Genomic DNA, 26,260 nt, shown 5'->3' with positions numbered 1-26,260 from the left:
TTCACGTCCCGCTCAGATGAGCCTCGATCGCCTCGACCACCAGGGCGTGGTCGTCGGCCTGCGGCAGCCCGGACACCGTCACCACGCCGACCACTCCCACGTCCGGCACCCGCACCGGGAACGCCCCGCCGTGCGCGGCGTAGTCGGCCGGGTCCACCCCGTACTTGGCGTCCAGCGCGTCGCCCTTGGCCGCCAGCCGCCGCCCGACCAGGAACGACGACGCGGCGAAACGCTCGACCACGCGCACCTTGCGGGTGATCCACACGTCGTTGTCGGCCGTGCTGCCCGGCAGCGCCGCGTGGAACAGCTGCTGGGTGCCCCGGCGGATGTCCACCGCCACCGGCAGCTCCCGGGTCGTGGCCAGATCGACCAGCAGGCTGCCCAGGTGCCACGCGTCCGCGTTGTCGAACCGGGCGAACGTCAGGCGCTGCTCCTGCTCCTCGAGCCGGGTGATGAGATCGTCGTCGGTCATGGCGCCCATTGTCCGGCAAAGATCACCTCTCCGGCAAAGATCACCCGCGACCACGGCTGCGCCGCAGCCAGATCCCCAGCGACCCCAGCATCACGAACACCGTCATGGCACAGCACACCGCTTTGAACACAGCCCCCACCCCTCATCCCGGCTAAGGTCTTACCCCGTGCGCCTGGCCACCTTCAACCTGCTGCACGGCAGGTCCCTGTCCGACGGCAACGTACACGCCGACCGGGTCGCCGCCGCCGTCGCCGACCTGGACGCCGACGTGCTGGGCCTGCAGGAGGTCGACCGCGCCCAGCCCCGCAGCGGCCTGCTCGACCTGACCGCCATCGCGGCCGAGGCCATGGGCGCACCCGCGCACCGCTTCGCCGCGGCCGTCGTGGGCACCCCGGGGGAGAAGTGGCAGCCCTGGCGCTCCGACGACGACAACGCCCACCCCCTGTACGGCATCGCCCTGGTCAGCCGCTGGCCCGTGCTGCGCTGGCAGATCACCCAGCTGCCCGCCGCCCCGGTGCGCTCCCCGGTGTGGATCCCCGGCCCGGGCGGCGGCCTGATGATGCTCAAGGACGAGCCGCGGGTGCTCATCGCCGCCGTCATCGACGCCCCCACCGGCCCGATGACCGTGGCCAACACCCACCTGTCGTTCGTCCCGGGCTGGAACGTGCGCCAGCTGCGCGCCGCCGTCCGCGCCCTGCGCGGCCTGCCGGCACCGCGGGTCCTGCTCGGCGACCTCAACATGCCCTCCGGCCCGGTACGCGCGTTCTCCGGCTGGCGCTCCCTGGCCCGCAAGGCCACCTACCCCAGCCCGGCCCCGCGCGCGCAGCTCGACCACATCCTGGCCGACCCGCGCGGCGCCGGCCTGCTCGGCCCCGTGCTGCAGGTCCGCACCCCCGCCGTGGGCGTCTCCGACCACCGGCCCCTGGTCGTGCACCTGGACCCGCCACCGGCCGACTGACTTCTGTCACAACGATCGCGCCGCCGGTGTCTTGAGGGCAGAACACGCCCAGAACCGGAGGAACCAGCATGACCGGCAGCACTGAAGTCCTCGTGATCGGCGGCGGCTACGCCGGGGTCATGGCGGCCAACCGCCTCACCCAGCGCGACGACGTCCACGTGACCCTCATCAACCCGCGCCCGGTCTTCGTCGAACGGATCCGCCTGCACCAGCTCGTCGGCGGCACCCACGACGCCATCGTCGCCTACCGCGATATCCTCGCCCCCGGTGTCCGGCTCATGGTCGACACCGTGACCCACCTCGACGCGGGTGCGCGCCGCGTCACCCTGGCCGACGGCGCCGCCCTCGGCTACGACTACCTCGTCTACGCGGTGGGCAGCGGCAGCGCCGACCCGCGCGTACCCGGGGCAGCCGAGCACGCCCACCCCATCGCCGCCCTGGAGGACGCGCAACGGCTGCGGCCGCTCATCGACGCCACGCCCAGCAGCGCCCCGGTCACCGTGGTCGGCGCCGGGCCCACCGGCATCGAGACCGCCGCCGAACTCGCCGAGACCGGCCACGCCGTCACCCTGGTCTGCGGAGGCGTGCTCGGCCCGTACCTGCATCCCCGAGGCCGCCGATCCGTCACCGGGCGCCTGACCGCCCTGGGCGTCACCGTGCTCGCCGGCCCCGGCGCGACCGTGACGGCGGTGACCCGAGACGCCGTCCACCTGCGCGACGGCCGGGAACTGCCCAGCACGGTCACGATCTGGACCACCGGTTTCGGCGTGCCCGACCTCGCCGCCCGCAGCGGCCTGAGCACCGACGCCCTCGGCCGGCTACGCACCGACGAGACCCTCACCAGCGTCGACGACGACCGCATCGTCGCCGCCGGGGACTCCGCGGCACCGTCGGGCCTGCCGTACCGGATGAGCTGCCAGGCCGCCATGCAGCTGGGCCCGCAGGCCGCCCGTACCGTGCTCAGCCGGATCGCCGGCGAGAAACCCGCGCCCGTCGAGGTCGGCTTCGCCGGCCAGTGCATCAGCCTCGGCCGGCGGGCCGGGATCTTCCAGTTCTCCCGCCGCGGCGACACCGCCACCCGGTTCCACCTCGGCGGCCGGCCCGGCGCCAAGCTCAAGGAACTCGTCTGCCGCAGCATCATCTGGCAGCTGACCTACGAGGCCCGCCACCCGGGTGCGCGCGCCTGGTGGGCCAAGAACAACCAACGCGCAGAGATGCTCGCGCAGCGATGAGCGAACACGCCACCGAGACCTTCGTCGCCCACCGCAACCTGCTGTTCACCGTCGCCTACGAGATGCTCGGCTCGGCCGCCGACGCCGAGGACGTGCTGCAGGAGACCTGGCTGCGCTGGGTCGACGTCGACCTCACCCAGGTCCACGACCAGCGCGCCTACCTGGTCCGCATCACCACCCGCCAGGCCCTCAACCGGCTGCGCACCCTGAAACGCCGCAAGGAGGCCTACGTCGGGCCCTGGCTGCCCGAACCGCTGCTCACCGCCCCGGACGTGGCCGACGACGTCGAGCTCGCCGAGAGCGTGTCGATGGCCCTGATGCTCATCCTGGAAACCCTCACACCGACCGAACGCGCCGTGTTCGTCCTGCGTGAGGCCTTCGACGTCAGCTACGACGAGATCGCCGCCGCGGTCGGCAAGAGCCCCGCCGCCGTACGCCAGATCGCCCACCGCGCCCGCCGCCACGTCGACGCCCGCCGCCCCCGCCAGGCCGTCTCCGCCGCCAGCACCCGCGCGGCGCTCGCCGCGTTCCAGCGCGCCCTGCAGACCCGCGACCTGCAGAGCCTGCTCGACGTCCTCGCCCCGGACGTCGTGCTGGTCAGCGACGGCGGGGGAGTCAAGCAGGCCGCCATGCACCCGGTCGTCGGCGCCGGCAAGGTCGTCCGCTTCGCCACCGGTGGCCTCGGCAAGGTCCAGGGCCTGCTCACCTGCGAACCGACCGTGGTCAACGGCAGCCCGGCGCTGATCATCCGCATCGACGGCGAACTCGACGGGATCATGGCGATCCGGGTCGAGGACACCCGCATCGCCGGGCTCTACTACGTGCGCAACCCGCAGAAGCTCACCCGGCTGACCACTGAGACGACACTCACCCGCGCATAGGTTGTGCACAACTAAATCGCGCACTACCGTTCATCGCATGGCAGGCACCGACACCACCACCGGAGTCGAGCAGATGATCTGCTTCGACCTCCACGCCGCCTCCCGCGCCATGACCGGCCTCTACCGCCCCGCCCTCGACGCCCTCGGGCTCACCTACCCCCAATACATCGCCCTACGCGTCATCTGGCACCGCGGCCGCCTCACCGTGCGCGACCTCGGCACCGCCCTGCACCTCGACAGCGGCACCCTCTCGCCCCTGCTCAAACGCCTCGAACACCAAGGCCTCATCCAGCGCGAACGCGGCACCGACGACGAACGCACCGTCTGGATCAGCCCCACCGCAGCCGGCACCGCCCTCGAACAACGAGCCGCGGACATCCCCGAACGCCTCGCCTGCGCCCTCGACCTCACCATCGAGGAATTCACCCAACTGCACCACCTGCTCAGCCGCATCCGCGACACAGCAGCCGCCACCAGCACCATCTAGGCAAGGAGAGCCACCACCATGAGCGCTGTCTACACCGCCTCGGCCACCGCCACCGGCGACGGACGCGGCGGACACACCCGCTCCAGCGACGGCGTCCTCGACCTCGACCTCGCCGTCCCCAAAGAGATGGGCGGACCCGGCGGCCACCTCACCAACCCCGAGCAACTCTTCGCCGCCGGCTACGCCGCCTGCTTCCACAGCGCCCTCAAACTCGTCGCCGGCAAGCAGAAGATCACCCTCACCGACACCGCCATCACCGTCGACGTCGGCATCGGCCCCAACGGCCAGGGCGGCTTCGGCCTCACCGTCGCCATCGAAGCCGAACTCCCCGGCCTCGACGAAACCACCGCCCGCGGCCTGCTCGACGCCGCCCACCAGGTCTGCCCGTACAGCAACGCCACCCGCGGCAACGTCGACGTCACCCTGACGGTGGCCTGACATGACCCACTTCACCGCAGCCCAAGGCGTCGAACTGCACTACGAGGACTTCGGCACAGGCGACCCCGTCGTCCTCATCCACGGCTGGCCCCTGTCCAGCCGCAGCTGGGAAGCCCAGATCCCGGCCCTGATCGCCGACGGCCACCGCGTCATCACCTACGACCGCCGCGGCTTCGGCGCCAGCACCCAGACCTGGGACGGCTACGACTACGACACCTTCGCCGCCGACCTCGACGCCCTGCTGCGCCACCTCGGCCTGCGCGACGTCACCCTCGTCGGCTTCTCCATGGGCGGCGGCGAAGTAGCCCGCTACCTCGGCACCTACGGCAGCGACCGGATCACCAAGGCCGTCTTCGCCGGCGCCGTCCCGCCGTACCTCTACAAGAGCGACGACAACCCCGACGGCGCCCTCGACGACGCCACCATCAAAAGCTTCCAGCAAGGCGTCACCACCGACCGCATCGCCTTCGTCGACGGCTTCGCCACCGGCTTCTTCACCGCCGGCACCACGCTCAAAGTCAGCGACTCCCAGGTCCGCTACGCCCAGGAACTCGCCCACATCGCCTCACCCAAGGGCACCCTCGACTGCATCGCCGCCTTCGGCCTCACCGACTTCCGCGGCGACCTCGCCAAGATCGACGTACCGACCCTGGTCATCCACGGCGACAGCGACGCCATCGTGCCCTTCGAACACAGCGGCAAACGCACCCACGAAGCCATCGCGGGCAGCCGGCTCGTCGTCATCAAGGACGGCCCGCACGGCATCAACGCCAGCCACCCCGCCGAGTTCAACGAAGCCCTGCTCAGCTTCCTGAACAGCTAACCGGCCAGCTCACCCAGCGCGCGGTTCGTGCGGTTCGCCCGTACCGCCGCGCGCTGCTGCGCCGCCGTCACCTCGATATAACCCTGCGACGTCGTCAACGACGCATGCCCCAGCAACCGCATGATCTCCGAAGCATTCGCCCCGTCCTCGGCCAGCCGCGTCGCGAACGTGTGCCGCAACGCATGCAACTGCGCACCCCGCGGCACCCGATCCGTGATCCCCGCCCGCCGGTAACAGGACTCCACCAGATACTGCAACCCACCCCGCTTCAACGGCGCACCCTTCCGATCCAGCAGCAGAGGATCGCCCGGCCGCAACCGCCCGAACCGCACCCGCCGGCTGTCCAGATACCGCTCGACGACAGCATCCAGCTCCGGCTCGATCGGCACCGTCCGCGGCCGGCCACCCTTACCGGCCACCTCGACCCGCCGCTCACCCGGACGCCCCAGCACCGAACCCGCCCTCAACGCCAGCAGCTCCGACAACCGCAGACCCGCACACAGCGCGAGGGCCAGGACCATGACATCGCGCTCCGGCCACGGGTCACGCTGGCGCTCATCAGGCTGGTTGACCGCCTGCAGGAGCTGCTCCGGGGTGTCCTCACCACGCAGCGGCTTGGGGGAGGGGACCGCCATCCTGGGCTTACCCACGGCCGGCATCGGATTCCCGGCGACGACGCCGTCCACGACCAGGAAGCCGAAGAACGAGTTCCAGCTGGACCAGCACCGGTAGACCGAGGCGGGGGCCCGCCCGGCGGCGAACGTGGCGAACGCCGCTCGCAGAGACTTGGGGGAGAGGTCACGGAGAGTGACGTCCTCGCCGATGAGCCGCAGGACGGTGGTGAGATCCCGGCGGTAGGCCATCAGGGTGTGCTCGGACGGCTTCCGCACAGCTCTTGCGCCGAGGAAGTCTTCTATGAGAGTTTCTACCTTGATGTCTTGTTCGTCCTGCATAAGGAATATTATGCAGGAAATACTGGTGGAGTGGGGTCCGGATCTCAACCGAGACCGGCGCCGGGCGGCATCTTGTTGTAGGGATTCTGGGCGTCGCAGCGGCTGCACTGCAGGAACGGCTGGCCGTCCTCGGTGGAGTGCCTGGTCCATTTGTGCCAGCCCAGCCGGCACGTCCACGGCTTACTCATGCGGTGACGCTACGCCCGGGATGAGATCGCCTGCGTCCGCTGGGCGGTCCGCCGCCGGCAACCTTTCCGGTACGCCCTGAGCGCCGGATTCCCGCGGCTGATCCCGTCCCGTCGTGTGCGGCCGTCGATCCTGAGGCTCGGCTGCGTTGCGGGCGGCCTCTCGCATCCTTTCCGAGCGCTTCCTGGGCGCCGGTTCCACCAGACGGCTTCTCCTGAGGTTTCGCTTCGTGGCCGGCCGCCGTTTCCGGCTCCGCGACCCCTCTTGCGCGCTCAGGTTGACATAATGTTAATTATCGACCAGACAGTCGCGAGAGGATCTGGTCGATGGACCGCGGGCGGCGACTGTCGACGTGATCTGGAACGGTAAGGCCGTGACCGCTACTTCGTTCGAGGTCTCCCACGACGTCGAGACCATTGCCGTCCCACAGCTGCTGGAGTTGTTCGCCTCGGCGTGGTGGGCGGCCGGGCGCACGGAGACCGAGACCCGCGGCATACTCGCCGGGTCGGATGTCGTGGTGAGCGTGACGGATCGCTCATCAGGACGGCTGATCGGCTTCGCGCGGGTACTGACCGACCGTACATATCTGGCGCTGATCCTTGATGTCGTCGCGGCCCCCGACGTTCGAGGCGTCGGTGTCGGCGCGATGATCATGGATGCGGTGCTGGGGCATCCGTGGGTCAGTCGCGTCACGAGTGTCGAGCTGGTCTGTCAGCCGGATCTGGTCGGCTTCTACCGTCGGTGGGGTTTCACCGATGAGGTCGGGCAGTCCCGCCTCATGCGCAGGACTGCCCGGCCTTGACCGCTCCCCTGCTCGGGTCAGCCGACGTAGGCGGCGAGGTGTTCGCCGGTCAGCGTTGAGCGCGTTGCCACCAGGTCGGCCGGGGTGCCTTCGTAGACGATCTGGCCGCCGTCGTGGCCTGCTCCTGGGCCGAGGTCGATGATCCAGTCGGCGTGGGCCATCACTGCCTGGTGGTGCTCGATGACGATGACCGATTTGCCGGAGTCGACGAGGCGGTCGAGGAGCGCCAGGAGTTGTTCGACGTCGGCGAGGTGCAGGCCGGTTGTCGGTTCGTCGAGGACGTAGGTGCCGCCGTTGCCGCCCATGTGGGTGGCGAGCTTGAGGCGTTGGCGTTCGCCGCCGGACAGGGTGGTCAGGGGCTGGCCGAGGCTGAGGTAGCCGAGGCCGACGTCGGTGAGGCGTTGCAGGATGGCGTGGGCGGCGGGGATGCGGGCCTCCCCCGTGCTGAAGAATTCTTCGGCTTCGGTTACCGACATGGCCAGGACCTGGCTGATGTCGCGGCCGCCGAGGTGGTATTCGAGGACGGCGGCCTGGAAGCGTTTGCCTTCGCATTCTTCGCAGGGGGTGGCGACGCCGGCCATCATGGCCAGGTCGGTGTAGATGACGCCGTTGCCGTTGCAGGTGGGGCAGGCGCCTTCGGAGTTGGCGCTGAACAGGGCGGGTTTGACACCGTTGGCTTTGGCGAAGGCTTTGCGGATGGGTTCGAGCATGCCGGTGTAGGTGGCGGGGTTGCTGCGGCGGGAGCCGCGGATGGCGCCCTGGTCGACGGAGGTGACGCCGGCGCCGGGTGGGATCGAGCCGTGGATGAGGGAGCTCTTGCCGGAGCCGGCGACCCCGGTGATGACGCAGAGGACGCCCAGCGGGATGTCGACGTCGACGTTGCGCAGGTTGTTGGCGTCGGCGCCGCGGATCTGCAGGGTGCTGGTGGGTGTGCGGACCGTTTTCTTGAGGGTGGCCCGGTCGTCGAAGTGCTGGCCGGTGACGGTGCCGCTGGTGCGCAGGCCGTCGACGGTGCCTTCGTAGCAGATGGTGCCACCGGCTGTGCCGGCGCCGGGGCCGATGTCGACGATGTGGTCGGCGATGACGATGGTCTCGGGTTTGTGTTCGACGACCAGGACGGTGTTGCCCTTGTCGCGCAGGCGCAGGAGCAGGTTGTTCATGCGCTGGATGTCGTGCGGGTGCAGGCCGATGGTGGGTTCGTCGAAGACGTAGGTGACGTCGGTGAGGGCGGAGCCGAGGTGGCGGATCATTTTGACGCGTTGGGCCTCGCCGCCGGAGAGGGTGCCGGAGGGCCGGGCCAGGGAGAGGTAGCCGAGGCCGATCTCGACGAAGGAGGTGAGGGTGTGGTGCAGGGAGGTGAGCAGGGGCGCGACGGAGGGTTCGGTGAGGTCGCCGACCCAGGTGGCGAGGTCGCTGATCTGCATGGCGCAGGCGTCGGCGATGCTGATGCCGTTGATCTTGGAGGATCGGGCGGCTTCGCTCAGCCGGGTGCCGTCGCATTCGGGGCAGGCGGTGAAGGTGACGACCCGTTCGACGAAGGCGCGGACGTGGGGTTGCATGGCTTCGATGTCTTTGCTCAGCATCGACTTCTGGATCGACGGGATGAGCCCGGTGTAGGTGAGGTTGATCCCCTCGATCTTGACCTTGGTCGGTTCCTTGTAGAGCAGGTCCTGTAGTTCCTTCTTGGTGTACCGGCGGATCGGTTTGTCGGGGTCGAAGAAGCCGCAGCCGCGGTAGATGCGGCCGGACCAGCCGTCCATGCTGTAGCCGGGCACGGAGATGGCGCCCTCGTTGAGGGATTTGGTGTCGTCGTAGAGGGCGGACAGGTCGAAGTCGGTGACCGAGCCGCGGCCTTCGCAGCGGGGGCACATGCCGCCGGTGATGCTGAAGGTGCGGCGTTCCTTGACGGTCTGTCCGGCGCGTTCCATGGTGACGGCGCCGGCGCCGCTGATGGAGGCGACGTTGAAGGAGAACGCCTGGGGTGAGCCGATGTGGGGCCGGCCGAGGCGGCTGAACAGGATGCGCAGCATGGCGTTGGCGTCGGTGGCGGTGCCGACGGTGGAGCGGGGGTCGGCGCCGATGCGTTCCTGGTTGACGATGATGGCGGTGGTGAGGCCTTCGAGGACGTCGACGTCGGGGCGGGCCAGGGTCGGCATGAAGCCCTGCAGGAAGGCGCTGTAGGTCTCGTTGATGAGGCGCTGGGACTCGGCGGCGATGGTGCCGAAGACCAGGGAGCTCTTGCCGGAGCCGGAGACGCCGGTGAAGACGGTGAGTTGGCGTTTGGGTATCTCGATGCTGACGTCTTTGAGGTTGTTCACCCGGGCGCCCCGCACGCGGATCAGGTCGTGCCGTGTGGTGTTCTGCGGGCTCATGCGGGTCTCCATCTGTGCGGGGCGGCCAGGGTGGGTGGTCAGCGCAGTTGCTGGATGCGGATCATGTTGCCGGCGGGGTCGCGCAGGGCGCAGTCGCGGATCCCGTACGGCTGGTCGGTGGGTTCCTGGACGATGTCGGCGTCGCCGGCCTGGAGGCGTTCGAAGGTGGCGTCGAGGTCCTTGGTGGCGAGGTTGATGCCGGCGTAGGTGCCTTTGGCCATCATCTCGGTGATGGTGCGGCGTTCGTCGTCGGTGATGCCGGGGTCGGCGGCCGGTGGGTGCAGGACGATGGAGGTGCCGGGCTGGTCCGGGGGGCCGACGGTGATCCAGCGCATCCCGTTGTAGCCGACGTCGTTGCGGACCTCGAAGCCGAGGGTGTCGCGGTAGAACGCCAGGGCGGCGTCGGGGTCGTCGTGTGGCAGGTAGCTGCTGTGGATGACGATGTCCATGCTGATCAGGCTAGGTGTGGGGCCGGGGCCGGGGCTTCTCGATTCCTGATCGGTCTGGTGACCTGCCGGGTGACGCAGGACGGCATCCCGGCGGTGGTGCCGGCCACTTCGCGCCGGTAGACGCTGGGTGGCACGCCGACGAGCTCGGTGAAGCGGGTGCTGAAGGTGCCCAGGGAGGAGCAGCCGACGGCGAAGCAGACCTCGGTGACGCTGAGGTCGCCGCGGCGCAGCATGGCCATGGCGCGTTCGATGCGCCGGGTCATCAGGTACGAGTACGGCGATTCGCCGTAGGCGAGCTTGAACGCGCGGCTGAGGTGCCCGGCGGACATGGTGGCGCCGCGGGCGAGGGCTTCGACGTCGAGGGGCTGGGCGTAGTCGCGGTCGATGCGGTCGCGGACACGGCGCAGCCGGGCGAGGTCGCTGAGGTGCTGTGCTGCGGCGGGTCGGCTCGTCACACGCGGAATCGTGCCATGCCGGACCGTGGTTGCGTAGCCCGTCCGGGGTGAGGATGGGCTCATGGCGGAGGTGTCGTTGCCGGGTGGGTTCGTCGGTGGGGCGGTCCGGGTGGGGGCGACGGTGCGTAAGGCTCCCCCGGCGGATGCCGATGTCGTACGGGGTCTGCTGGAGTTGTTCGCCGAGCGGGGCTGGGCGGGCGCGCCGCGGTTCCTCGGTGTCGATGATCGTGGCCGGCAGGTGCTGAGTTTTGTGCCCGGTGAGGTGCCGTGGGGTGACGCCGCTCCCCCGGTCGACGATGCGGCGCTGGCGGCGGTGGCTGTCCTGGTGCGCGAGTTCCATGATCTGACCGCGGGTTCGGCGCTGGCCGGCGGCCAGGAGGTCGTCTGTCATCACGATCTGTCGCCGAAGAACACGGTGTTCCGCGGTGGGCGGCCGGTGGCGTTCATCGACTGGGACATCGCCGGGCCGGGGTCGCGGGTGCAGGACGTGGCCCACGTGTGCTGGCAGTTCGTGCCGCTGGGCCCGGCGGTGGCGGTCGGGGACGCGGCGCGGCGGGTACGGGTCGTCGCGGACGCGTACGGCTGGGGTGACCTGCCGTTGCTGGTGGAGACGGTGTTGTGGTGGCAGGACCGGTGCTGGCGGGGCATCGAGTCGGCGGCTGCGGCGGGGGTGCCGGCGATGCTGCGGTTGCGTGACGCCGGGGTGGTCGAGCAGGTGCGGGCCGCGTACGGGTGGACCGCGGCGCACGCCGCCGAGCTGGGGAAGGTGTTTCCGGGGCAGCGTTAGGGTGTGACGGTGACGGATCTCCGGCGGCTCTTCGACGATCTGGTGGGTTTGGAGATCGCGGTGTGGAACGCCGTGGACGCGCGGCTGAGCCGGGAGTGCGGCTTGCCGCTGGGGCAGTTCATGCCGATGCGGGTGATGGCCGCGACGCCGGGGTGCCGGGTGCTGGACGTGTCGGCGCAGTTGCAGATCACCGTGGGGGCGGCGAGCAAGGTGGTGGACCGGGTCGAGGTGGCCGGTCATTGTGTGCGCCGGCCGAACCCGCAGGACCGGCGTTCGTCGTTGATCGCGTTGACGCCGTCGGGGGCGGCGGCGCTGGCGGCGGCCGATGTGGTGTTCGAGCGGGGGCTGGCGGAGCTGCTGGGCGGGGTGCTGTCGCCGGCGGCGCTGGCCCGGTTCGCCGGCACGCTGGGCCAGGTGCGTGCCGCCCTCTGAGGCGAAAAGTGACGAGCATGTATGTTTCCGGGCATGATGCGGCATCGGGTCGTGCCGTTGCTGGTCGTGACGTCGGGGCTGTTCTCCGTGTTGCTGGCGGTGGCCGTGAACGTGGCCACGGGCGGGGTGCTGCCGGGGGCGCTGCGGCCGTACACGTGGATGGCCTGGCCCTTGGTGGGTCTGCTGGCTGTGGTGGGCGTCGCGCTGGGGTGGTGGCAGCAGCGGCTGGCCGAGCCGACGCCGGGCCGGGCCCTGGCGGTGCTCTCCCACCCCCCGGGTGAGTTGCCGGCGGCTCCGGCGCTGGTCGGGCGGGGTGCGGAGCTCGCGGCGGTACGGGCGGCGGTCGAGGGCGGCTCGCAGCTGGTGGTGATCGCGGCCGCCCCGGGTACGGGTAAGTCGGCGCTGGCGTTGCGGGCCGCTCATGATGCTCGTGACAGTTATCCCGACGGTCAGCTGTTCGCGGCGTTGCGGGGTGCGTCGGCTGATCCGGTGCCGCCGGAGGCGGTGCTGGTGCGGTTCCTGCGGGCGTTGGGGCGTCCGGACGACGAGCTGCGTGGTGAGGTGGTGGAGCTGGCGGCGCGGTTCCGGTCGGTGGTGGCCGACCGGCGGGTGCTGGTGCTGCTCGATGATGCCCGCGACGCCGCCCAGGTGCGGTATCTGCTGCCGGGCGGGGCGCACAGTGTGGCGATCGTGACGAGCCGGCGGCTGCTGTCGGATCTGCTGGGCGCTTCGGTGCTGACGATCGGGGCGTTGACGCCGGGCGCGGCGCTGGAGCTGCTGGCGACCGCGGCGGGCCCGGGGCGGGTGGCGGCGGATCCGGAGGGTGCGCGGCGGCTGGTGGAGGCGTGCGGCGGGTTGCCGCTGGCGTTGCGGATCGTCGGTGGCCGGCTGCGGATGCGTGCGCAGTGGTCGGCGTCGGCGCTGGCGGACCGGCTCGCCGACGAGGGCCGGCGCCTGGACGAGATGCGGCTGGCCGACCGGGCGGTGCGCTCGACGCTGCGGGCGGTCTACGACGAGCTGGGCCCGGGTGAGCGGCTGGTGTTCCGGCGGGTGGGCGGCTATCCGGGTACGTCGGTGGGGCTGGCCGCCGCGGCGGCCCGGTGCGCGCTGGACGAGCACGTGGTGGCCGAGGCGCTGGAACGGCTGGTGGACGCGTTCCTGGTGGAGTCGCCGGCGCCGGACCGCTACCGGATGCACGACCTGGTGCGGCTGTGCGCGCGGGAGCTCGCCGACGACGGTGAGGAGGGCGTGGACTGCCTGCACCGGCACCTGCGGTGGCTGACCGCCCGGGCCCGTTCGGGTCAGTGGCTGGCCGCCGAGCGGGAGAACGTGCTGGCGGCGGTGCACGCGGCGGTCGGGGCGGGGCTGGCCGCGCCGGCCCGGACGTTGATCGAGGCGGTGCATCCGCTGGTGACCGGGGAGGCCGAGCACTCCTACCGGCTGCGGCTGTGGTTGTCGGCGGTGCCGGTGGCGCAGGCCCTGGGTGATGAGCCGTTCCGGATCCGGGCGTTGCGGTGGGTGTCGCACTCGTACGGGATGGCGGGGCTGGTCCGGCTCGAGCTGCCGGCGGCGCAGCAGGCGCTGGAGGCCGCCGAGCGGCTCGGCACCGACGTGCGGGAGATCGCGCTGGCGTTGTGGCGGGTCGGGGACGCGTGGCGGGCGCAGGACCGTTTCGCCGAGGCCCAGGCGGCGCTTCTGCGGGCGCTGGAGCTGCTGATCGGGCTGGGCGCGGTCGCGGACGAGGTCGAGGTACGGCTGTCGCTGGGCACCCTGTACAACACGTTCCTGCGTCCGGAGCTCAGTGTGCCGGTGCTGAGCCGGGCCGTGGAGCTGCTGCCCGAGCGGGAGTCGCCGGAACGCGGCTGGGCGCTGCTGGGTCTGGGCCTGGCCTCGGAGCTCGGCGGGCAGACCGACCGGGGCCGGGAGCTGGTGGCGGAGGCGATGGGTGTCGCCGAGCGCATCGGTGACGAGATGCTGCGCGGCTACTGCCTGCAGGAGCGGGGCTGGCTGTACGTGCGGCACGGGGCGTACGACCACGCCGAGCGGGACTTCCGGGCGATGCTGGCGATCTTCGAGCGGCTGCGCAGCGGGCACGGCATCGGCAGCGCCCACGCGGCGCTGGGTGACATCGCCGACATGCGGGGGCAGCACACGGCGGCGTTGCGGGAGTACGGCACGGCGATGGCGGAGTATGAGCGCCTCGGGCTGCGGGTGCGTCTCGGTCAGGTGCTGCTGCACCGCTCGGAGGTGCTGCGGGCGTCGGGCCGCGAGCAGGAGGCCGACGCCGACCGGGCCCGCGGTGAGCAGTTGAGCGGGGACGCGCCGGTGCATCGGGGACCGGCGGTGCAGCGACGGCCGGGCCGGCCGGGACGGGAGGCATGATGGCGGTGCGGTGGGTGACGGGGTTCCTGGATACGCCCTCGCGGGTGGCGGAGCCGTTCTGGCAGGCGGTGACCGGGTCGCGGTTGTCGCCGCGGCGCGGGCCGGGCGGGGCGTTCGCGACGCTGGTGCCGGCCGGCGGGGACGCGTACCTGCGGGTGCAGGTCGTCGGGGACGGCCCGGCCCGCGCCCACCTGGATCTGCACGTCGAGGACGTGGCGGCGCAGGCCGCCCGGGCGGTCGCGCTGGGCGCGGCAGTCGTGCTCGACGACGGGGACCTGGTGGTGCTGCGCTCCCCCGCCGGGTTGCTGTTCTGCCTGGTGACCTGGCACGGCGAGGCGGTGCGGCCGGCCGGTGGGCGCAGCCTGGTCGATCAGATGTGCCTGGACGTGCCGGTGGCCGGCTTCGACGCGGAGGCCGATTTCTGGGCCGCCCTGACGGGCTGGCCGCGGCGGGCGGGGTCGCTGCCGGAGTTCGATTTCCTGGTACGCCCGGACGGCATGCCGCTGCGGTTGCTGCTGCAGCGCGTCGGCGGGAGCACGGCGGGCATGCACGTGGACCTGGCCTGTACGGACCGGCCGGCGGAGGTGGCGTGGCATCAGGAGCTCGGCGCCGAGGTGGTGGCGGTGCACCAGCGGTGGACGACGCTGCGGGATCCGGCCGGCCGGGCGTACTGCATCACCGACCGGCCGCTCTGACCGCGCTATTGGCGGGCGAAGTCCTCGCCGAGCAGTTCACGCAGCCGGCCCAGCGCGCGCATGCTCTGCATCTTCACCACCGACGACGACACCCCGAGGATCTCGGCGACGGTGTCGACGCTGTGGTCCTCCCAGTGCCGCAGCACCACGATGGCCTGGTCCCGTACCGGCAGGGTGGCCAGCGCCTGCATGAGCGTGACGTGCAGGTCTGCGGCGGACTCGGCCGCTTGACCGGGGTGCTCGGGCAGGTCGGCCAGTACGACCTCGGTGCCGCTGCGGCGCTTGCGCAGGTCGAACACGGCGTTCATCAGCACCCCGCGGCTGTAGGCCGGCAGGTCGGCGGTGCGCCAGATCCTCGGCCAGGCGGCGTACATCTTGGCCAGGGTCAGCTGCGTCAGGTCCTGGGCCAGATGCCAGTCGCGGCACATCAGGTAAGCGGTGCGCCGCAGCCGGGGCGTGGCGGCGGCGACGAACGTGGCGAACTCCTCGTCGCGGGCCGCGCGGTCCCGGCGCCACAGAGAGCTCACTTGGGCGTTCCCGGACAGGACTGGCCGACCAGGTCCTGGACGCCGGGACGGTTGCGGAACCGCGCGGCGAAGTCCCGGTACCCGGACGGCTCGGCCAGATTCACCCGGAAGGACTGCGGCAGGTTGGCCGGGGAGACCGCGGCGACGAAGTCCGGGCTGTCGCGCCACAGCACCTTGAACTTCTGGTACGCCTGCTCACGGCTCTCGAACTGCGCGTCGTGCACGACCGGGTCCTTCCAGAGCGCCTCGCTGAGGGTGTTGAGCTGCCCGACGGTGATGTCGTCGCGCAGGAACACCGCGACGGCGGCGGCGTTGTCCTGCACCGGCCACGTACAGGCGGCACTGGCCGGTGGCATGAGCATCGCCGCCGGTGACACGAACGACGGCGGCGCGGCGGTAGGGGCCAGGGCGATGTTGAGGGCGATCAGGGTGCCGGTGACGACGGCGGTGGCCGTACCCCCGATGAGCAGGCCGCGGCGCCGGCGGATCCGCCGGCCCTGGGTCATCGCCTGCTCGACCGGGTCACCCGGCGGGGGCAGGGGTTCGTCGTCGAGGGCTCGTTCGAACAGGCCCTGCAGGTTCTGCTGCACAGTGCGCGCTCCCGGCTGTGTGGTGGCTACTGCCCTGGATGACTGCCTGGGTGTGCGGATCGGTCACATGATCCCCGCCGCGGCCACAATGCGGTCCCGTGACCGGCCGGCCGGGCGCGCCTGCGTGCTTTGTCGGTGGGGCCTGGTAGAACTACGGCATTGAAACACGCGTTCGAATCCACGTTGACCGACGAAGGGACGACCATGGCAACGGCGGCACGCACCGGTGTGCGAGGGCTCAGCACGGACGAGCTGCAGGTGATCCGCGACGGGCTCGCCGCGGGGCGGCGGCCGCGGGTGATGTTCACCGAGTCCGCGGGGCAGATCGCCGGGCAGGTGGGGCAGGTCGTGGCCCTGACCGACCCGGCCGGGTCCGACGAGTGGGTGGTCGTGCGCTTCGGGCGCGACGAGCTGCCGTTCTCCCCCGGTGACCTCAAGGTGGCCCCCAAGGGCCCGGTGAAGAAGGCGGCCCCCGTGCCGCCGCAGCCGGCCAAACCGGCCCCCGAGTTCGTGATCGACAAGCCCATCCCCGCGCCGGCACCCCCGCCCGCGGCGGCCCCGGCCCCTGATCCGGCACCCGCGCCCGCGCCGGCCGCGTCGGCTCCCGCCCCGCGCAAGGCGACGGCCAAGACGGCCAAGCCCAAGCCGCCGCCCAGCCTGACGGTCACCCTCGCCTACACCGACGGCGAGTGGACCATCGCCGCCAACCAGGGCTCCAAAGCCCTGGCCAAGCCGTACGTGGTGAAGCCGTCCGAAGCGATGAAGATCGTCCAGCTGGTCGACGTGCCCGGCGTGCAGGAAGCGGTCGAGCACATCGTGTCCGCCGAACGCGCCGAGGTCGAGCAGCAGGCCGAACGGCTGCGCGCCGAGCTCGCCGAGATCGAGGCCCGCCTGGCGGAGCTGCGCGACGCGGGCTGACCGGCATGCGATCATGTCGCCTTGATGGAAGACACCTGGCGGGCGCCGTGGTTGTGGCGGGCGTTGCTGCGCACCTCGCGGATGGTCGTGCCGCTGCTGTGCCGGCTGCGCGTCTCCGGTGAGGTGCCGGCCGGGCTGCGGCACGGCCCGCTGATCCTCGCGGCCAACCACGTCAGCCCGATCGACCCGCTGATGCTGATGGCGGCGTGCAGCCGCGCCGGCATCGCGCCGCGCTTCATGGCCACCGCCGGGCTGTTCACGGCCCCGGTGGCGGGCACGATCATGCGCGCGTGCGGGCACCTGCGCGTCGACCGGCACACCGCCCAGGTCGCGCAGGCACTGCCCGCCGCCGCCGAAGCGTTGCAGGCCGGATCGGTGGTGCTGGTCTACCCGGAGGGCCGCATCGGGCTGGACCCGTGGATGTGGCCCGAACGCGGCAAGACCGGCGTGGCCCGGATGGCGGCCCTGTCCGGGGCACCGGTCATCCCGGTCGCGCAGTGGGACACCCACCGGGTGCTGCCGTACGCGGCCCCCAAAGGCCTGGCCGGCTCCCTGCTCCGGACGATCCGGCAGCGACCGGTGGTGCACGTCCGCTTCGGCGAACCGATCGACCTGTCCGGGATGACCGGCACGGCGGGCGCCCAGGCGATGCGGGCGACCGACCGGATCGTCGAGGGGATCGCGCAGACGCTGGCGCCGCTGCGCGCGGACGAGCCGGAAACACCCCGGCACATCGACAAGACCCGCCCACCCGACATGAGCCGCGTCCGCCGCAACCGCGCCGCCGGCATCCGCCCCCACTGACCGCGCCCGGGGTCGGCCGCGGTCAGCTCGGCGCGATCTGGGCCAGCTGGGTCAGCAGCTGCACCAGCCGGTAGGCCTGCGCCACGTCCTCCGCCGTGAACGTGATAGTGCGAGCGCCCGGAGCCCGGCTCACACCGGGGATCAGCGTCGCCAGGTCCACCGTGTGCGGCCCCTGCAGATCCACCTCGACCCTCAGCGGACCCGGCATGATCACCAGCGGGACGTGGTCGTGCCGGCGGATCGCCTTGGCCGCGGTCCGGTGCAGCCGTTCGCGGGCCTCGTCCGGGTGCAGGGCGATCGCGGCAAGCTGCCCCAGCGCCTGCTTGACCGCCACCGTCGCCGCGCCCGGCACCAGCTCGAGCAGTTCGGCGCACGCCACGTCGTCCCCGCTGATCAGCACGACCGGGGCGCCGTGGAAGCCGGCCAGGGCCGCGTTCAGGCCGATCTCACCCACCGAGCGGCCGTCGATGCGCACGTCGAGCAGCGCGTCGCTCATCGTGTGCGCCAGCACGGCCGGCCCGGCACCGGAACGGGCGTGGTAGCCGACGAACAGCACCGCGTCGGTGTCGTCGTCGAGCCCGGCGAGCATGCCCAGCGGGCGGGGGTTGCCCCGGACCAGGCGGGCGCGGCGGTCCAGCTCCTCGGGCAGCAGGTTCCGGAACGGGCCGTGCGCGTCCGCGACCAGCACCTCAGCGCCGGGCACAGCCTCCAGGACCCCGGCGACGGCCGCGTTGACCTCGGCGGTCATCAGCGCCCGGGACCGCTCGTAGTCGGCGCGGCCGAGGTTGATCTCGCTGGGATGCACGATCCCCGAGACGCCTTCCATATCGGCTGAGATCAGTATCTTCATCGCCTGGCACCTTACGCGGCGCCCGTTCAGCCGGGGTGCGCCAGCACAGCCTCGCGGGTCGGGCGTACTCAGCCGGGGGTGCGGCGCTGACGCAGGTACGCCAGCACGGCCTCACGGGTCGTGCGCACCCCGAACAGGGCCCGCGCCTCCGCGATACGCCGGTTCGCCGTCCGCAGCGACAGGAACTCCGCCGCCGCGGCCGCCGCGATCGTGTCGCCCGCCGCCAGCCGGTCCAGCAGGGCCCGCTGCTCCGGCACCAGCTCCGCGACCGTGTCACCCGCGTCCGCCGGCGCCGGCTGCCCACCCGGACCCAGGTGCACCGCGCCGAGCCGGCTCAGGTCGTCGATCAGCGCCCGGCCCACCGGGGTGTCCGCGTCGCAGACCGCGACGATGCCCGCTCCCCGCGCCGCCGCCAGGACCGCCAGCTGCAGGTTCTCCCGGTCGGCGACCCGGCCGTGCAGCACCAGCCGCGCGCCGGTGACGTCCCACGCCGGGTCCGGCAGCGCGAAACCCTCACGGGGGATCCAGCCCTCGCGGGCCAGGCGGCGGACCACGGACTCGGCGTCGGCGCCGGAGGCGACGACGTGGCGGGGAGCATCGGGCTGTCGGGTCACCGGCCATCCTCACGGTCGGGCAGTACGGCGGAGCGACGGTCACGGTCCGGCGGTCCGGCCGCCTCGATCTGGGTCAACGCCAGCGCGGCCGCCTCCGTCCTGGTCCGGGCGCCCAGCTTGCGCATACCCGCCCGGATGTGGGTATCCACGGTCTCCGCCGAAATACCCAGCTGCCCGGCGATCCGCCGGGTCGGCTCACCCGCCGCGACCAGGCGCAACACGTCGGTCTCGCGCCGGGTCAGCTGCGAACCCGAGCGCGGGCTGCGGGTGTCCCGGTGCACGTGGTGCCGGCGCAGCCCGCGCCGGGCCCGGCCGGCCAGCACCACCAGCCCGGCCGTGTCGGCCAGGTGCTCGGCCTCCAGCAGCGCGGCCACGGCCCGTTCCGGATCGGTGTCGTGCAGTCCCGCCGCGAGCAGGCAGCGGATCTGCTCCCGCAACGCGACCCCGGCCCAGCTCTGCGCGGCCGCGGCGAACCCGGTGCCGGTCGCCCAGGCGGTCAGCGTGCGCCGCGCGGCGGCCGGCAGCCCGGCGGGGATCGCCGGGGCCGGCGCGTCGATCTCGAACGCGGACGCGAAAGCAGCCCGGGCCGTGGCGCCGGAGTCATACGCGGCCCACCGGGCAGTGATGTGCCCCAGTCCGGTCAGCAGCCCCGCGACGGCGGCGTCCGGGGGCTGCGCGGCCCGGTCGGGCTGCCCGTCGAGCCAGGCCGCCTCCCGCGCCACCCACGCGGTGGCCGGATGCCCGTCGGGCGCGGCGAGCCGGGACCGGGCGGCGGCGAGCAGACCGGTGTCCGCCTCGATCAACGCGGTCGCGGCGATGGCATAGCCGCGGGCGTCGGCGGGCAGCGCCCGGTCGGTGAGATCGGCGGCGCGCCGCAACGCCCGGTCCGCCACGAACCGCACATCCGACGACGACCCGCTCTCACCGCGGCTGCCGGAGACGGCGCCCGGCCCGGCCGGGTCTCCAGCCCGCGACGCGTGAGAGGCATCAGGTCCGGCGGAAACAGCACCCGAACGCCCGTCCGGCGCCGCGAACGAGCCGGAACCGGCGGCCGGGCCGTAGACAACACCCGGTGGGCCATCGCCGGAACCGGCGGCCCGGCCGTAGACAACACCCGCAGGGTCGTCGACCGATGCCGGAAGAGGCCCGGCCCCGGACCCGGCGCCCCCATCCGGCACCCCGTGCTCCGGCGTGGCGAAGGCACCGGCGCCGCGAGCCGGATCGGTGCCCGCAGAGGAACCGGCCGGGGCGCCGGCCCCGGCGGACGACGCCCGGGAAACGTCGGACTCAGCGCTCGAAGCAGCCGAAGCGGCCAGAAGCGTGCCCCGCAGAACATCGGCCCAGTCCGCCACCGCCAGGAACCGGGTCTGCCAGCTGTAAGCCAGATCCGCCGCACACCCCGCCGCCGCGTCCCGGGCCGCAGCCGCCGCCTCACCCAACCGCCCGTCGGCCGCCAGATGCTCCACCAGCAGCCACGCACTCCACCGCCCGGTCAGCGGATCAACGCTCGCCGCGACCGCAGCCGCCAGCGCCGAGTCCCACCCCGGCCGGCGATGCGCGGCCCCCACGGCCGCCAGCGCCGCCGCCACCCCCGGCGGCGGCGCCGGATACCGGGCGGCGACCTTGCCCGCCATGTCCAGCGCACCCGCCGGGTCGGTCGCCAGCTCAGCCAGCACCAGAATCCGGTCCCGAGCGGCCACGACGGTTCCCGGCGCCGCGTCAGGCACCGGCCGCACCGCCGCCCGCGCCGCCACCGGATCCCCGGCCTGCAGCAGCGCCTCCCCGCGCAGCACGTCCGCCTCCACCCCGAGCGGCCCGGTGCTGCTCAGCACCCGCGCCGCCGGATGCGGCCGGCCCGCGGCCAGCAACGCGTCCGCGGCCGCGATCCGCACCCGCGGATCAACGGTCACCCCGGGCAGCTCACACGCGAACTGCAACAGATCGGCGCGGTCGCCGCCGGCAACCCGGTCGGCCGCGGTCAAGGCCCGCCGGTACGCCCCCAGATGGTCACCGGCCGCAGCCAGGTGCCGCGCCGCCTCCGCATCCGGGGTCAGCTCCGCCAGCGCCCGGTGCAGATCCGTACGGGCCGCCGCGTCGAGCAGCCCCGCCGCGGTCTCCGCGAAGTACGCCGACACCGGCACGAGCCCGGCCGCGTCCTCGGTGACCAGCCCGGCGGCGCGCAACTCGTCGGCGCCCGGACCGAGCAGCGCCGCCGGGGCCGGCCGGCCGAGCAGGCCCAGCGCGGCGAGCGCGGTGCGGGCCGTACGGGGCAGGTCGGCCAGGGCGGTGGCGATCGCGTACGCGACCTGGTCGATGTCGGTCTCCGGGGTGCCGCGGCCCGCCCCGGCCTGCCGGGCCAGTGCCGTGATCGCGAGGGGGTTGCCGCCGGCCCGGTCCACCACCGCGGCCAGGGCGGCGTCGCTGAGCTGACCGCCGGCGCGCCGGGCCAGCTCCAGCGCGGACTCGCGGCTCAGCGGCATCACCTCCAGCCAGGCCGTGGCCGTCGCGCGCAGCGCCGCGACGCTGTCCTCGCTCAGCCGGTGCGGGGTGCGCAGCGCGACCACGACCCGTACGTGCGCGGCCAGGTGCGGCAGGGCGGCGAGGGTGGCCGGGTCGGCGTACTGGAGGTCGTCGAGCACGAGCAGGCCGCCGCGGACCCGCGAGCGGACCGCCTCGGCCAGCAGCGGCACGTCGTGGGCGGGCAGGCGGGCCTTCAGCGCCCGCGACAGGGCCAGCGCCGGTACGGCGGCGAGCATCGCCAGCCCGCCCCCGGCATGCACGGGCCCGGGTGCCGCAGTCGCGACCCGCCGCAGCAGCGTGGAACGGCCGGCTCCGGGTGCGCCGGTGAGCACGACGAGGCCGGGACGGCGCAGATGCGCGGCGGCGAGCCCGGCCAGGTCCTGCTGTGCCACCCGCATCCCCCGTTTCCCTGTCCTGCCCGGCGTCCGTGCCCGGGTGGCACGAACACGGGATCTGCGTCGCCGCGAGCTTCCGTAGTCTGTGGTGCGGCAGGCGTCCCGCCCTGCCCGCGAACGGGAAGGGTGGCGACTGTGTCTTCGACACCGGCCGCGGTCAGTACATTCTCCCTGACCATGTGCTCGGCTGACGAGTCATGACCGTCGGACCGCTCTCCGCCCGCGTGGCGACGCTGTGTGACGAAATCGTCGCCCGGGTCGGTCCGGAAGCCGGTGGCCAGGCCATTCAGGTCCGCGACCGGCTGTCGGAGCCGTTACGCGTCGCTATCGCGGGGCGGTTGAAAGCCGGAAAGTCGACACTCGTCAACGCGTTGATAGGCCGCCGGGTGGCCCCCACGGCGGTCGGTGAGTGCACCCGGGTGGTCACCCGCTTCCGGTACGGGGCCGCCGACCGCGTCGATGTGGTGCTGCGCGACGGCTCCCGCTCGAGCCTGCCGCTGGCCGACGACGGCATGATCCCGCAGCGTCTCGGGGTCAGCCCGGACCGCGTCGCCTATGTGGACGTCTCGCTGACCAGCGACAAACTGCGCGATCTGACCGTCGTCGACACGCCTGGGCTGGCGTCGACCGACACCCGGGTCAGCGCCCGCGCGCAGGCGGAGCTCGGCGCCGGCACCGCACCGTTCGACGCCGACATCGACGCCGACTCCGCCTCCGAGGTCGCCGCGGCCGAGGCGGTCGTCTACGTGTTCACCCAGGCGGTCCGGGCCGACGACGTGCAGGCGCTGGAGGCGTTCCGGACGGCGTCGGCGCGGCTGGCCAGCAGCCCGATCAACGCGCTGGGGGTGTTCGGCAAGGTCGACACACTGGTCGGCGGGGCCGGGGACCCGTGGCCGGTCGCCGGTCCCCTCGCCGAGCAGCAGGCGCTGCTGCTGGCCCGTACGGTGTCCGAGGTCGTGCCCGTGGTCGGCCTGCTGGCCGAGACCGGCGAGGCCGGCCGGCTCACCGCGGCCGACTGCGCCGCGCTCAAGGAGCTGTCCGCGTTGCCGGCGGCCGAGCTGCGGGTGCTGCTGGCCTCGGTCGACCTGTTCCGCAGCCGCCCCGCGCCGGTCGACGTGCACCGCCGCGACCGGCTGCTCACCCTGCTCGACCTGTACGGCATCGGCTTCGCCCTGGCCGAGCTGGCCGCCGACCCGCGGCTGGGCACCGGTGAGCTGGTGCGCCGGCTGGTCCGCGCGTCCGGCTTCCCGCGGCTGCGCGACACCCTGGAGCAGACGCTGCGCTGGCGGGCCGACGCGATCAAGGCCGGCTGGGCGCTGTCGCGGCTGGAACGCGTCGCCGGGCACACCAGCGACCCCCGCGACCGGGAGGCTTTGCGTGACGCGATCGAGCGGCTGCTGCGCGAGCCCGCCTACCACCGGCTGCGGCTGCTGGAGGTGGCCCAGCGGGTCACCTCCGGGACGGTGCCGCTGCCGGTGGCGTGGGAGCAGGAGCTGATCCGGCTGGCGACCTCCGACGACGCCCGCTGGATCCTGCGGCTGCCGCACGCCGACGGCCCGCAGCTGGCGGCCGCAGCCGTCGAGGCGGCGAACCGGTGGCGGGTGTACGCGGTCGCCGGCGCCGGGCCGGCGCAGTCGCGGGTGGCGCAGGTCGCGCACCGCGGCTTCCACCTGCTGGCCCAGGCCGTCCGCGAGCAGGCCGGCCGTGACCCGCTCGACCAGACGGAGATCGTGCCGGTTCGGCGCGGAGCGGAGGGGTCACGGTGAGCCTCGCCAAGGAGCTCGACATCGCCGTACGCGACGCGCTGGCCGCCGTGCGCGCCGGTGACCCCGACGCCGGGGCCGAGCTGGCCGAGCTGCGCCGGGTCCAGCTGACCCGGCCCTCGGTGGTGCTCGTCGGTGAGACCAAACGCGGCAAGAGTTCGCTGCTCAACGCGCTGCTCGGCGTACCGGATCTGTCGCCGGTGGATGCCGCCGTCGCGACCGCGACCTACCTGCATTTCTCGCCCGGCCCGCTGTCGGCCGCCGCCTACGTGCCCGGCGCGGGTGAGCCGGTCGACCTCGACCCGGCGCAGCTGGCCGCCTGGGCCACCGGCCGGGACCTGCCCGACGGCGCCCGGACCCCGCGCCGCATCGAGATCACCCATCCCGCGCCGCTGCTGCAGTACGTCAGCCTGCTCGACACCCCGGGGGTCGGCGGCCTCGACCCGGCCCACACCACCGTCGCCCTGGACGCGGTCGAGCGGGCCACCGCGCTGCTGTTCGTCGCCGACGCGTCCGCGCCGCTGTCGCAGCCGGAGCTGGACTTCCTCGTCGCGGCCAGCGCCCGCGTCGACGCTGTCGTGTTCGCCCTGACCAAGGTCGACGCCTATCCGGGGTGGCGGCGCATCGCCGACGACAACCGGGCGTTGCTGCGGGCCCGCGCACCCCGCTTCGCCGACGCGCCGTGGTTCCCGGTGTCGGCGCGGCTGGCCGAGCTGGCCCGCACGGTGCCCGCCGGCGAGCAGGCCGCGCTGGTCGACGCGTCGCGCATCGCCGAGCTGCAGCACGCCCTGGTGGAGCTGGCCGGGCGCGGGCATCAGCTGCAGCTGGCCAACGTGCTGCGCGCGGCGCGCGGGGAGCTGGGTCGCCTGGAGGCGGCCGCGGCGGCCCGGGTGCAGGCCAGCGAGGCCGACCCGGCGCAGGTGGCCCGGGTACGGGCCCAGCGTTCCGCGCTGGCCGCCCGTAAACGCACCGAGTCGCGGCAGTGGTCGCTGCTGCTGAGCACCGAGACCCAGCGGGCCCGGGTCGAGGTCGTCGGCATGCTGCGCACCCGCATCGCCGGCGTGCAGCACGACTTCAGTGCCCGCATCGACACCGCCCGCGGTGCGGCGCTGGACGCGCTGCCCGATCAGCTCGACACCGAGCTGCAGGCCGTGGCGGTGCAGCTGTCCGACGACCTGCAGGCCACGTTCCGCCAGGTCGGGGAGCGGATCCTGGCCCAGGTCTTCGACGCCGACGAGCTCGCCGGGGTCCTGGACCGGCTCAACGCGACCCTGCGGCACGCCCTGGCGGCCAGCCCGCCGCGTGACGGCGCCGGGGACAACCTGCTGGTGGCGCTGTCCGCCGGCGGGATCGCCTTCATGGCCGGCCGCGGGGCGATCTTCGGCGCGTCACTGTTCGGCGTCGGGTCCGCGGTCGCCGGTGGGCTGCTCGTCCCGGTCGCCGGGCTCGGCCTGGGCCTGGCCGCCGGCGGTTACGTGCTGTACCGGCGGCGGGTGCAGAACGACCGGCAGCAGGCCCGGGCCTGGCTGCGCGAGATCCTCGGCGAGGCCCGCGCGGCGCTGTCCGACGAGATCTCCTACCGCTTCACCGACCTGCAGTACGCGCTCAGCGTCGCCGTCGACGACGCCGTCGAGCGGCGGCTGCGCGAGCTCGACGCGCACATCGCCGACATCGACGCCGCGGCGGCCGAGGACGCCGCCGGCCGCGCGAAACGGCGCACCCAGGCGACCGCGGACCTGGCCGCGGTCCGCACCCGGATCAGGCAGGTCGACGAGGTTCTCACGCGGGCGCGTTCCCTGACCCCCGCACCCGCCGATGAGGAGGCGACATGAGCGACGAGCACGGCTGGCCGGATTTCTCGCACGCCGAGGGTCACGACGAGCACGGCGAGGCCCACGACGCCGGCGTCCACGACCCGGGCGTCCACGACGACGCGGGGGCCGGCAGCCCGTTCCACGACGACCTGTTCGGTCACGACGACGCCGACCAGGCCGGGCCCGACGCCCACGGGCTGGACGCCGGGCCCGACCTCGACGGCGCGCACGACGCCACCGACGGCGGCTGGGACGACCAGCACGAGCCGGGCACCGGCCACGACGACGACGCCGGGGCCGGGGTCGTCGACGTGACCGACGGGCACGGCATGGGTCCCGTCGGCGCGGATCCCGACGCGGCGCCGGACCTGGAGCAGGTCAGCATGTTCCCGCCGGTGGTCGACGTGGGTCCGCTGCCGGAGCCGGTCGACGGCTTCCCGTGGATCGACACCGGCAGCCTCGGGCTGTACCACTCCGGGCTGGTCGAGGCCGTGGCCGAGGAGCCGGTGCCGGCGCAGGACCTGGCCGACTACGCCGCCGAGGACCTGCCACCCGGCGTCGACCCGTGGGCCGCGCTGGCCGACTCCGACGACCCGGCCACCAGCACCCTGGCCAAGTGGTGGCAGCCGGAGGCCTGACCCGCGACGTGGCTGTACCCAGG

Annotated in this window: 27 protein-coding genes; 16 read left to right on the top strand and 11 right to left on the bottom strand. The window is 73.1% G+C overall.

All coding sequences use genetic code 11. The features are described from left to right. Nucleotide 1 precedes the first annotated feature (1 nt). Nucleotides 2-472: a heme-degrading domain-containing protein gene (locus ACZ6S4_RS34995; RefSeq protein ID WP_465479010.1), complete on the bottom strand. Its 471-nt coding sequence runs from the start codon at nt 470-472 to the stop codon at nt 2-4. A gap of 166 nt (nt 473-638) precedes the next feature. Between ACZ6S4_RS34995 and ACZ6S4_RS34990 the strand changes: the two genes are divergently transcribed. From ACZ6S4_RS34990 to ACZ6S4_RS34965, 6 genes are all read left to right on the top strand, one after another. Next, the gene (locus tag ACZ6S4_RS34990; protein ID WP_465479009.1) at nt 639-1,430 is read left to right on the top strand and encodes an endonuclease/exonuclease/phosphatase family protein; all 792 of its coding nucleotides are present in this window, start codon (nt 639-641) and stop codon (nt 1,428-1,430) included. Between the two features lie 68 nt (nt 1,431-1,498). Continuing rightward, nucleotides 1,499-2,662 carry an NAD(P)/FAD-dependent oxidoreductase gene (locus ACZ6S4_RS34985; RefSeq protein WP_465479008.1) on the top strand — a complete coding sequence of 388 codons (1,164 nt, stop codon included), beginning with the start codon at nt 1,499-1,501 and terminating at the stop codon, nt 2,660-2,662. Further along, on the top strand, nt 2,659-3,543 hold the full coding sequence (locus ACZ6S4_RS34980; RefSeq protein ID WP_465479007.1) for an RNA polymerase sigma-70 factor: 885 nt from the start codon (nt 2,659-2,661) through the stop codon (nt 3,541-3,543). Before ACZ6S4_RS34985 ends, ACZ6S4_RS34980 begins: the two co-directional genes overlap by 4 nt. 37 nt (nt 3,544-3,580) lie before the next feature. Next, nucleotides 3,581-4,030, top strand: coding sequence for a MarR family winged helix-turn-helix transcriptional regulator (locus ACZ6S4_RS34975; RefSeq protein WP_465479006.1), 450 nt, complete (start codon nt 3,581-3,583; stop codon nt 4,028-4,030). Nucleotides 4,031-4,048: 18 nt separating this feature from the next. Next, on the top strand, nt 4,049-4,468 hold the full coding sequence (locus ACZ6S4_RS34970; RefSeq protein WP_465479005.1) for an organic hydroperoxide resistance protein: 420 nt from the start codon (nt 4,049-4,051) through the stop codon (nt 4,466-4,468). 1 nt (nt 4,469) lies between these two features. Beyond that, a complete protein-coding gene (locus ACZ6S4_RS34965; protein WP_465479004.1) occupies nt 4,470-5,291 on the top strand; it encodes an alpha/beta fold hydrolase in 822 nt (273 codons plus the stop codon). Here ACZ6S4_RS34965 and ACZ6S4_RS34960 read toward each other — a convergent pair. Next, complete coding sequence (locus ACZ6S4_RS34960; protein ID WP_465479003.1) at nt 5,288-6,244, bottom strand: tyrosine-type recombinase/integrase; 957 nt, start codon at nt 6,242-6,244, stop codon at nt 5,288-5,290. The genes ACZ6S4_RS34965 and ACZ6S4_RS34960 overlap by 4 nt on opposite strands. A 44-nt stretch (nt 6,245-6,288) precedes the next feature. Next, nucleotides 6,289-6,432, bottom strand: a complete 144-nt coding sequence (locus tag ACZ6S4_RS34955) for a hypothetical protein (RefSeq protein WP_465479002.1) — start codon at nt 6,430-6,432, stop codon at nt 6,289-6,291. Nucleotides 6,433-6,803: 371 nt separating this feature from the next. On the opposite strand from ACZ6S4_RS34955, the gene ACZ6S4_RS34950 reads away from it, so the two are divergent. Continuing rightward, on the top strand, nt 6,804-7,232 hold the full coding sequence (locus ACZ6S4_RS34950) for a GNAT family N-acetyltransferase (RefSeq protein ID WP_465479001.1): 429 nt from the start codon (nt 6,804-6,806) through the stop codon (nt 7,230-7,232). Between the two features lie 17 nt (nt 7,233-7,249). Here the strand turns inward: ACZ6S4_RS34950 and ACZ6S4_RS34945 are convergent, their stop codons facing one another. The 3 genes from ACZ6S4_RS34945 to ACZ6S4_RS34935 are packed head-to-tail and all read right to left on the bottom strand — an operon-like array spanning nt 7,250 to nt 10,508. Next, the gene (locus tag ACZ6S4_RS34945) at nt 7,250-9,616 is read right to left on the bottom strand and encodes an ATP-binding cassette domain-containing protein (protein WP_465479000.1); all 2,367 of its coding nucleotides are present in this window, start codon (nt 9,614-9,616) and stop codon (nt 7,250-7,252) included. A 26-nt stretch (nt 9,617-9,642) separates the two neighbouring features. Next, nucleotides 9,643-10,053, bottom strand: coding sequence for a VOC family protein (locus ACZ6S4_RS34940; protein WP_465478999.1), 411 nt, complete (start codon nt 10,051-10,053; stop codon nt 9,643-9,645). Nucleotides 10,054-10,058: 5 nt separating this feature from the next. Continuing rightward, a complete protein-coding gene (locus ACZ6S4_RS34935; RefSeq protein WP_465478998.1) occupies nt 10,059-10,508 on the bottom strand; it encodes a helix-turn-helix transcriptional regulator in 450 nt (149 codons plus the stop codon). A gap of 61 nt (nt 10,509-10,569) precedes the next feature. Here ACZ6S4_RS34935 and ACZ6S4_RS34930 point away from each other — a divergent pair, with 61 nt between their 5' ends. The 4 genes from ACZ6S4_RS34930 to ACZ6S4_RS34915 are packed head-to-tail and all read left to right on the top strand — an operon-like array spanning nt 10,570 to nt 14,804. Beyond that, nucleotides 10,570-11,295 (top strand): phosphotransferase family protein, encoded by a 726-nt coding sequence (locus ACZ6S4_RS34930; protein ID WP_465478997.1) that lies wholly within the window; start codon nt 10,570-10,572, stop codon nt 11,293-11,295. Between the two features lie 9 nt (nt 11,296-11,304). Continuing rightward, nucleotides 11,305-11,727, top strand: a complete 423-nt coding sequence (locus ACZ6S4_RS34925; RefSeq protein WP_465478996.1) for a MarR family winged helix-turn-helix transcriptional regulator — start codon at nt 11,305-11,307, stop codon at nt 11,725-11,727. A 33-nt stretch (nt 11,728-11,760) separates the two neighbouring features. After that, nucleotides 11,761-14,109, top strand: a complete 2,349-nt coding sequence (locus ACZ6S4_RS34920) for an ATP-binding protein (protein ID WP_465478995.1) — start codon at nt 11,761-11,763, stop codon at nt 14,107-14,109. A 14-nt stretch (nt 14,110-14,123) separates the two neighbouring features. Continuing rightward, nucleotides 14,124-14,804 (top strand): VOC family protein, encoded by a 681-nt coding sequence (locus ACZ6S4_RS34915; RefSeq protein WP_465478994.1) that lies wholly within the window; start codon nt 14,124-14,126, stop codon nt 14,802-14,804. A gap of 5 nt (nt 14,805-14,809) precedes the next feature. Here the strand turns inward: ACZ6S4_RS34915 and ACZ6S4_RS34910 are convergent, their stop codons facing one another. Further along, nucleotides 14,810-15,331, bottom strand: a complete 522-nt coding sequence (locus ACZ6S4_RS34910) for a SigE family RNA polymerase sigma factor (protein WP_465478993.1) — start codon at nt 15,329-15,331, stop codon at nt 14,810-14,812. Then, on the bottom strand, nt 15,328-15,921 hold the full coding sequence (locus ACZ6S4_RS34905; protein WP_465478992.1) for a permease-like cell division protein FtsX: 594 nt from the start codon (nt 15,919-15,921) through the stop codon (nt 15,328-15,330). The genes ACZ6S4_RS34910 and ACZ6S4_RS34905 overlap by 4 nt, the downstream gene beginning before the upstream one ends. Before the next feature lie 204 nt (nt 15,922-16,125). Here ACZ6S4_RS34905 and ACZ6S4_RS34900 point away from each other — a divergent pair, with 204 nt between their 5' ends. Both ACZ6S4_RS34900 and ACZ6S4_RS34895 read left to right on the top strand, forming a co-directional pair. Then, nucleotides 16,126-16,839, top strand: coding sequence for a hypothetical protein (locus ACZ6S4_RS34900; protein ID WP_465478991.1), 714 nt, complete (start codon nt 16,126-16,128; stop codon nt 16,837-16,839). A 24-nt stretch (nt 16,840-16,863) separates the two neighbouring features. Then, the gene (locus ACZ6S4_RS34895) at nt 16,864-17,643 is read left to right on the top strand and encodes a lysophospholipid acyltransferase family protein (protein ID WP_465478990.1); all 780 of its coding nucleotides are present in this window, start codon (nt 16,864-16,866) and stop codon (nt 17,641-17,643) included. 22 nt (nt 17,644-17,665) lie between these two features. Here the strand turns inward: ACZ6S4_RS34895 and ACZ6S4_RS34890 are convergent, their stop codons facing one another. The 3 genes from ACZ6S4_RS34890 to ACZ6S4_RS34880 form a co-directional block, all read right to left on the bottom strand. Continuing rightward, complete coding sequence (locus ACZ6S4_RS34890; protein WP_465478989.1) at nt 17,666-18,493, bottom strand: M55 family metallopeptidase; 828 nt, start codon at nt 18,491-18,493, stop codon at nt 17,666-17,668. A 68-nt stretch (nt 18,494-18,561) separates the two neighbouring features. Beyond that, nucleotides 18,562-19,107, bottom strand: coding sequence for a LuxR family transcriptional regulator (locus ACZ6S4_RS34885; RefSeq protein ID WP_465478988.1), 546 nt, complete (start codon nt 19,105-19,107; stop codon nt 18,562-18,564). Continuing rightward, nucleotides 19,104-22,025 (bottom strand): LuxR C-terminal-related transcriptional regulator, encoded by a 2,922-nt coding sequence (locus tag ACZ6S4_RS34880; RefSeq protein WP_465478987.1) that lies wholly within the window; start codon nt 22,023-22,025, stop codon nt 19,104-19,106. The genes ACZ6S4_RS34885 and ACZ6S4_RS34880 overlap by 4 nt, the downstream gene beginning before the upstream one ends. A gap of 194 nt (nt 22,026-22,219) precedes the next feature. Between ACZ6S4_RS34880 and ACZ6S4_RS34875 the strand changes: the two genes are divergently transcribed. From ACZ6S4_RS34875 to ACZ6S4_RS34865, 3 genes are read left to right on the top strand one after another with little or no spacing between them, the layout of a single operon-like run. Continuing rightward, complete coding sequence (locus tag ACZ6S4_RS34875; protein ID WP_465478986.1) at nt 22,220-23,788, top strand: dynamin family protein; 1,569 nt, start codon at nt 22,220-22,222, stop codon at nt 23,786-23,788. Beyond that, nucleotides 23,785-25,617: a dynamin family protein gene (locus tag ACZ6S4_RS34870; protein WP_465478985.1), complete on the top strand. Its 1,833-nt coding sequence runs from the start codon at nt 23,785-23,787 to the stop codon at nt 25,615-25,617. The genes ACZ6S4_RS34875 and ACZ6S4_RS34870 overlap by 4 nt, the downstream gene beginning before the upstream one ends. Next, nucleotides 25,614-26,237, top strand: coding sequence for a hypothetical protein (locus tag ACZ6S4_RS34865; protein WP_465478984.1), 624 nt, complete (start codon nt 25,614-25,616; stop codon nt 26,235-26,237). The genes ACZ6S4_RS34870 and ACZ6S4_RS34865 overlap by 4 nt, the downstream gene beginning before the upstream one ends. Nucleotides 26,238-26,260: the final 23 nt, after the last annotated feature.

This window comes from Actinoplanes sp. NPDC051405 (genome assembly GCF_055586185.1).
Note: the sequence above shows the minus strand (reverse complement) of the source record. Positions and strands in the feature narration are given on the sequence as shown.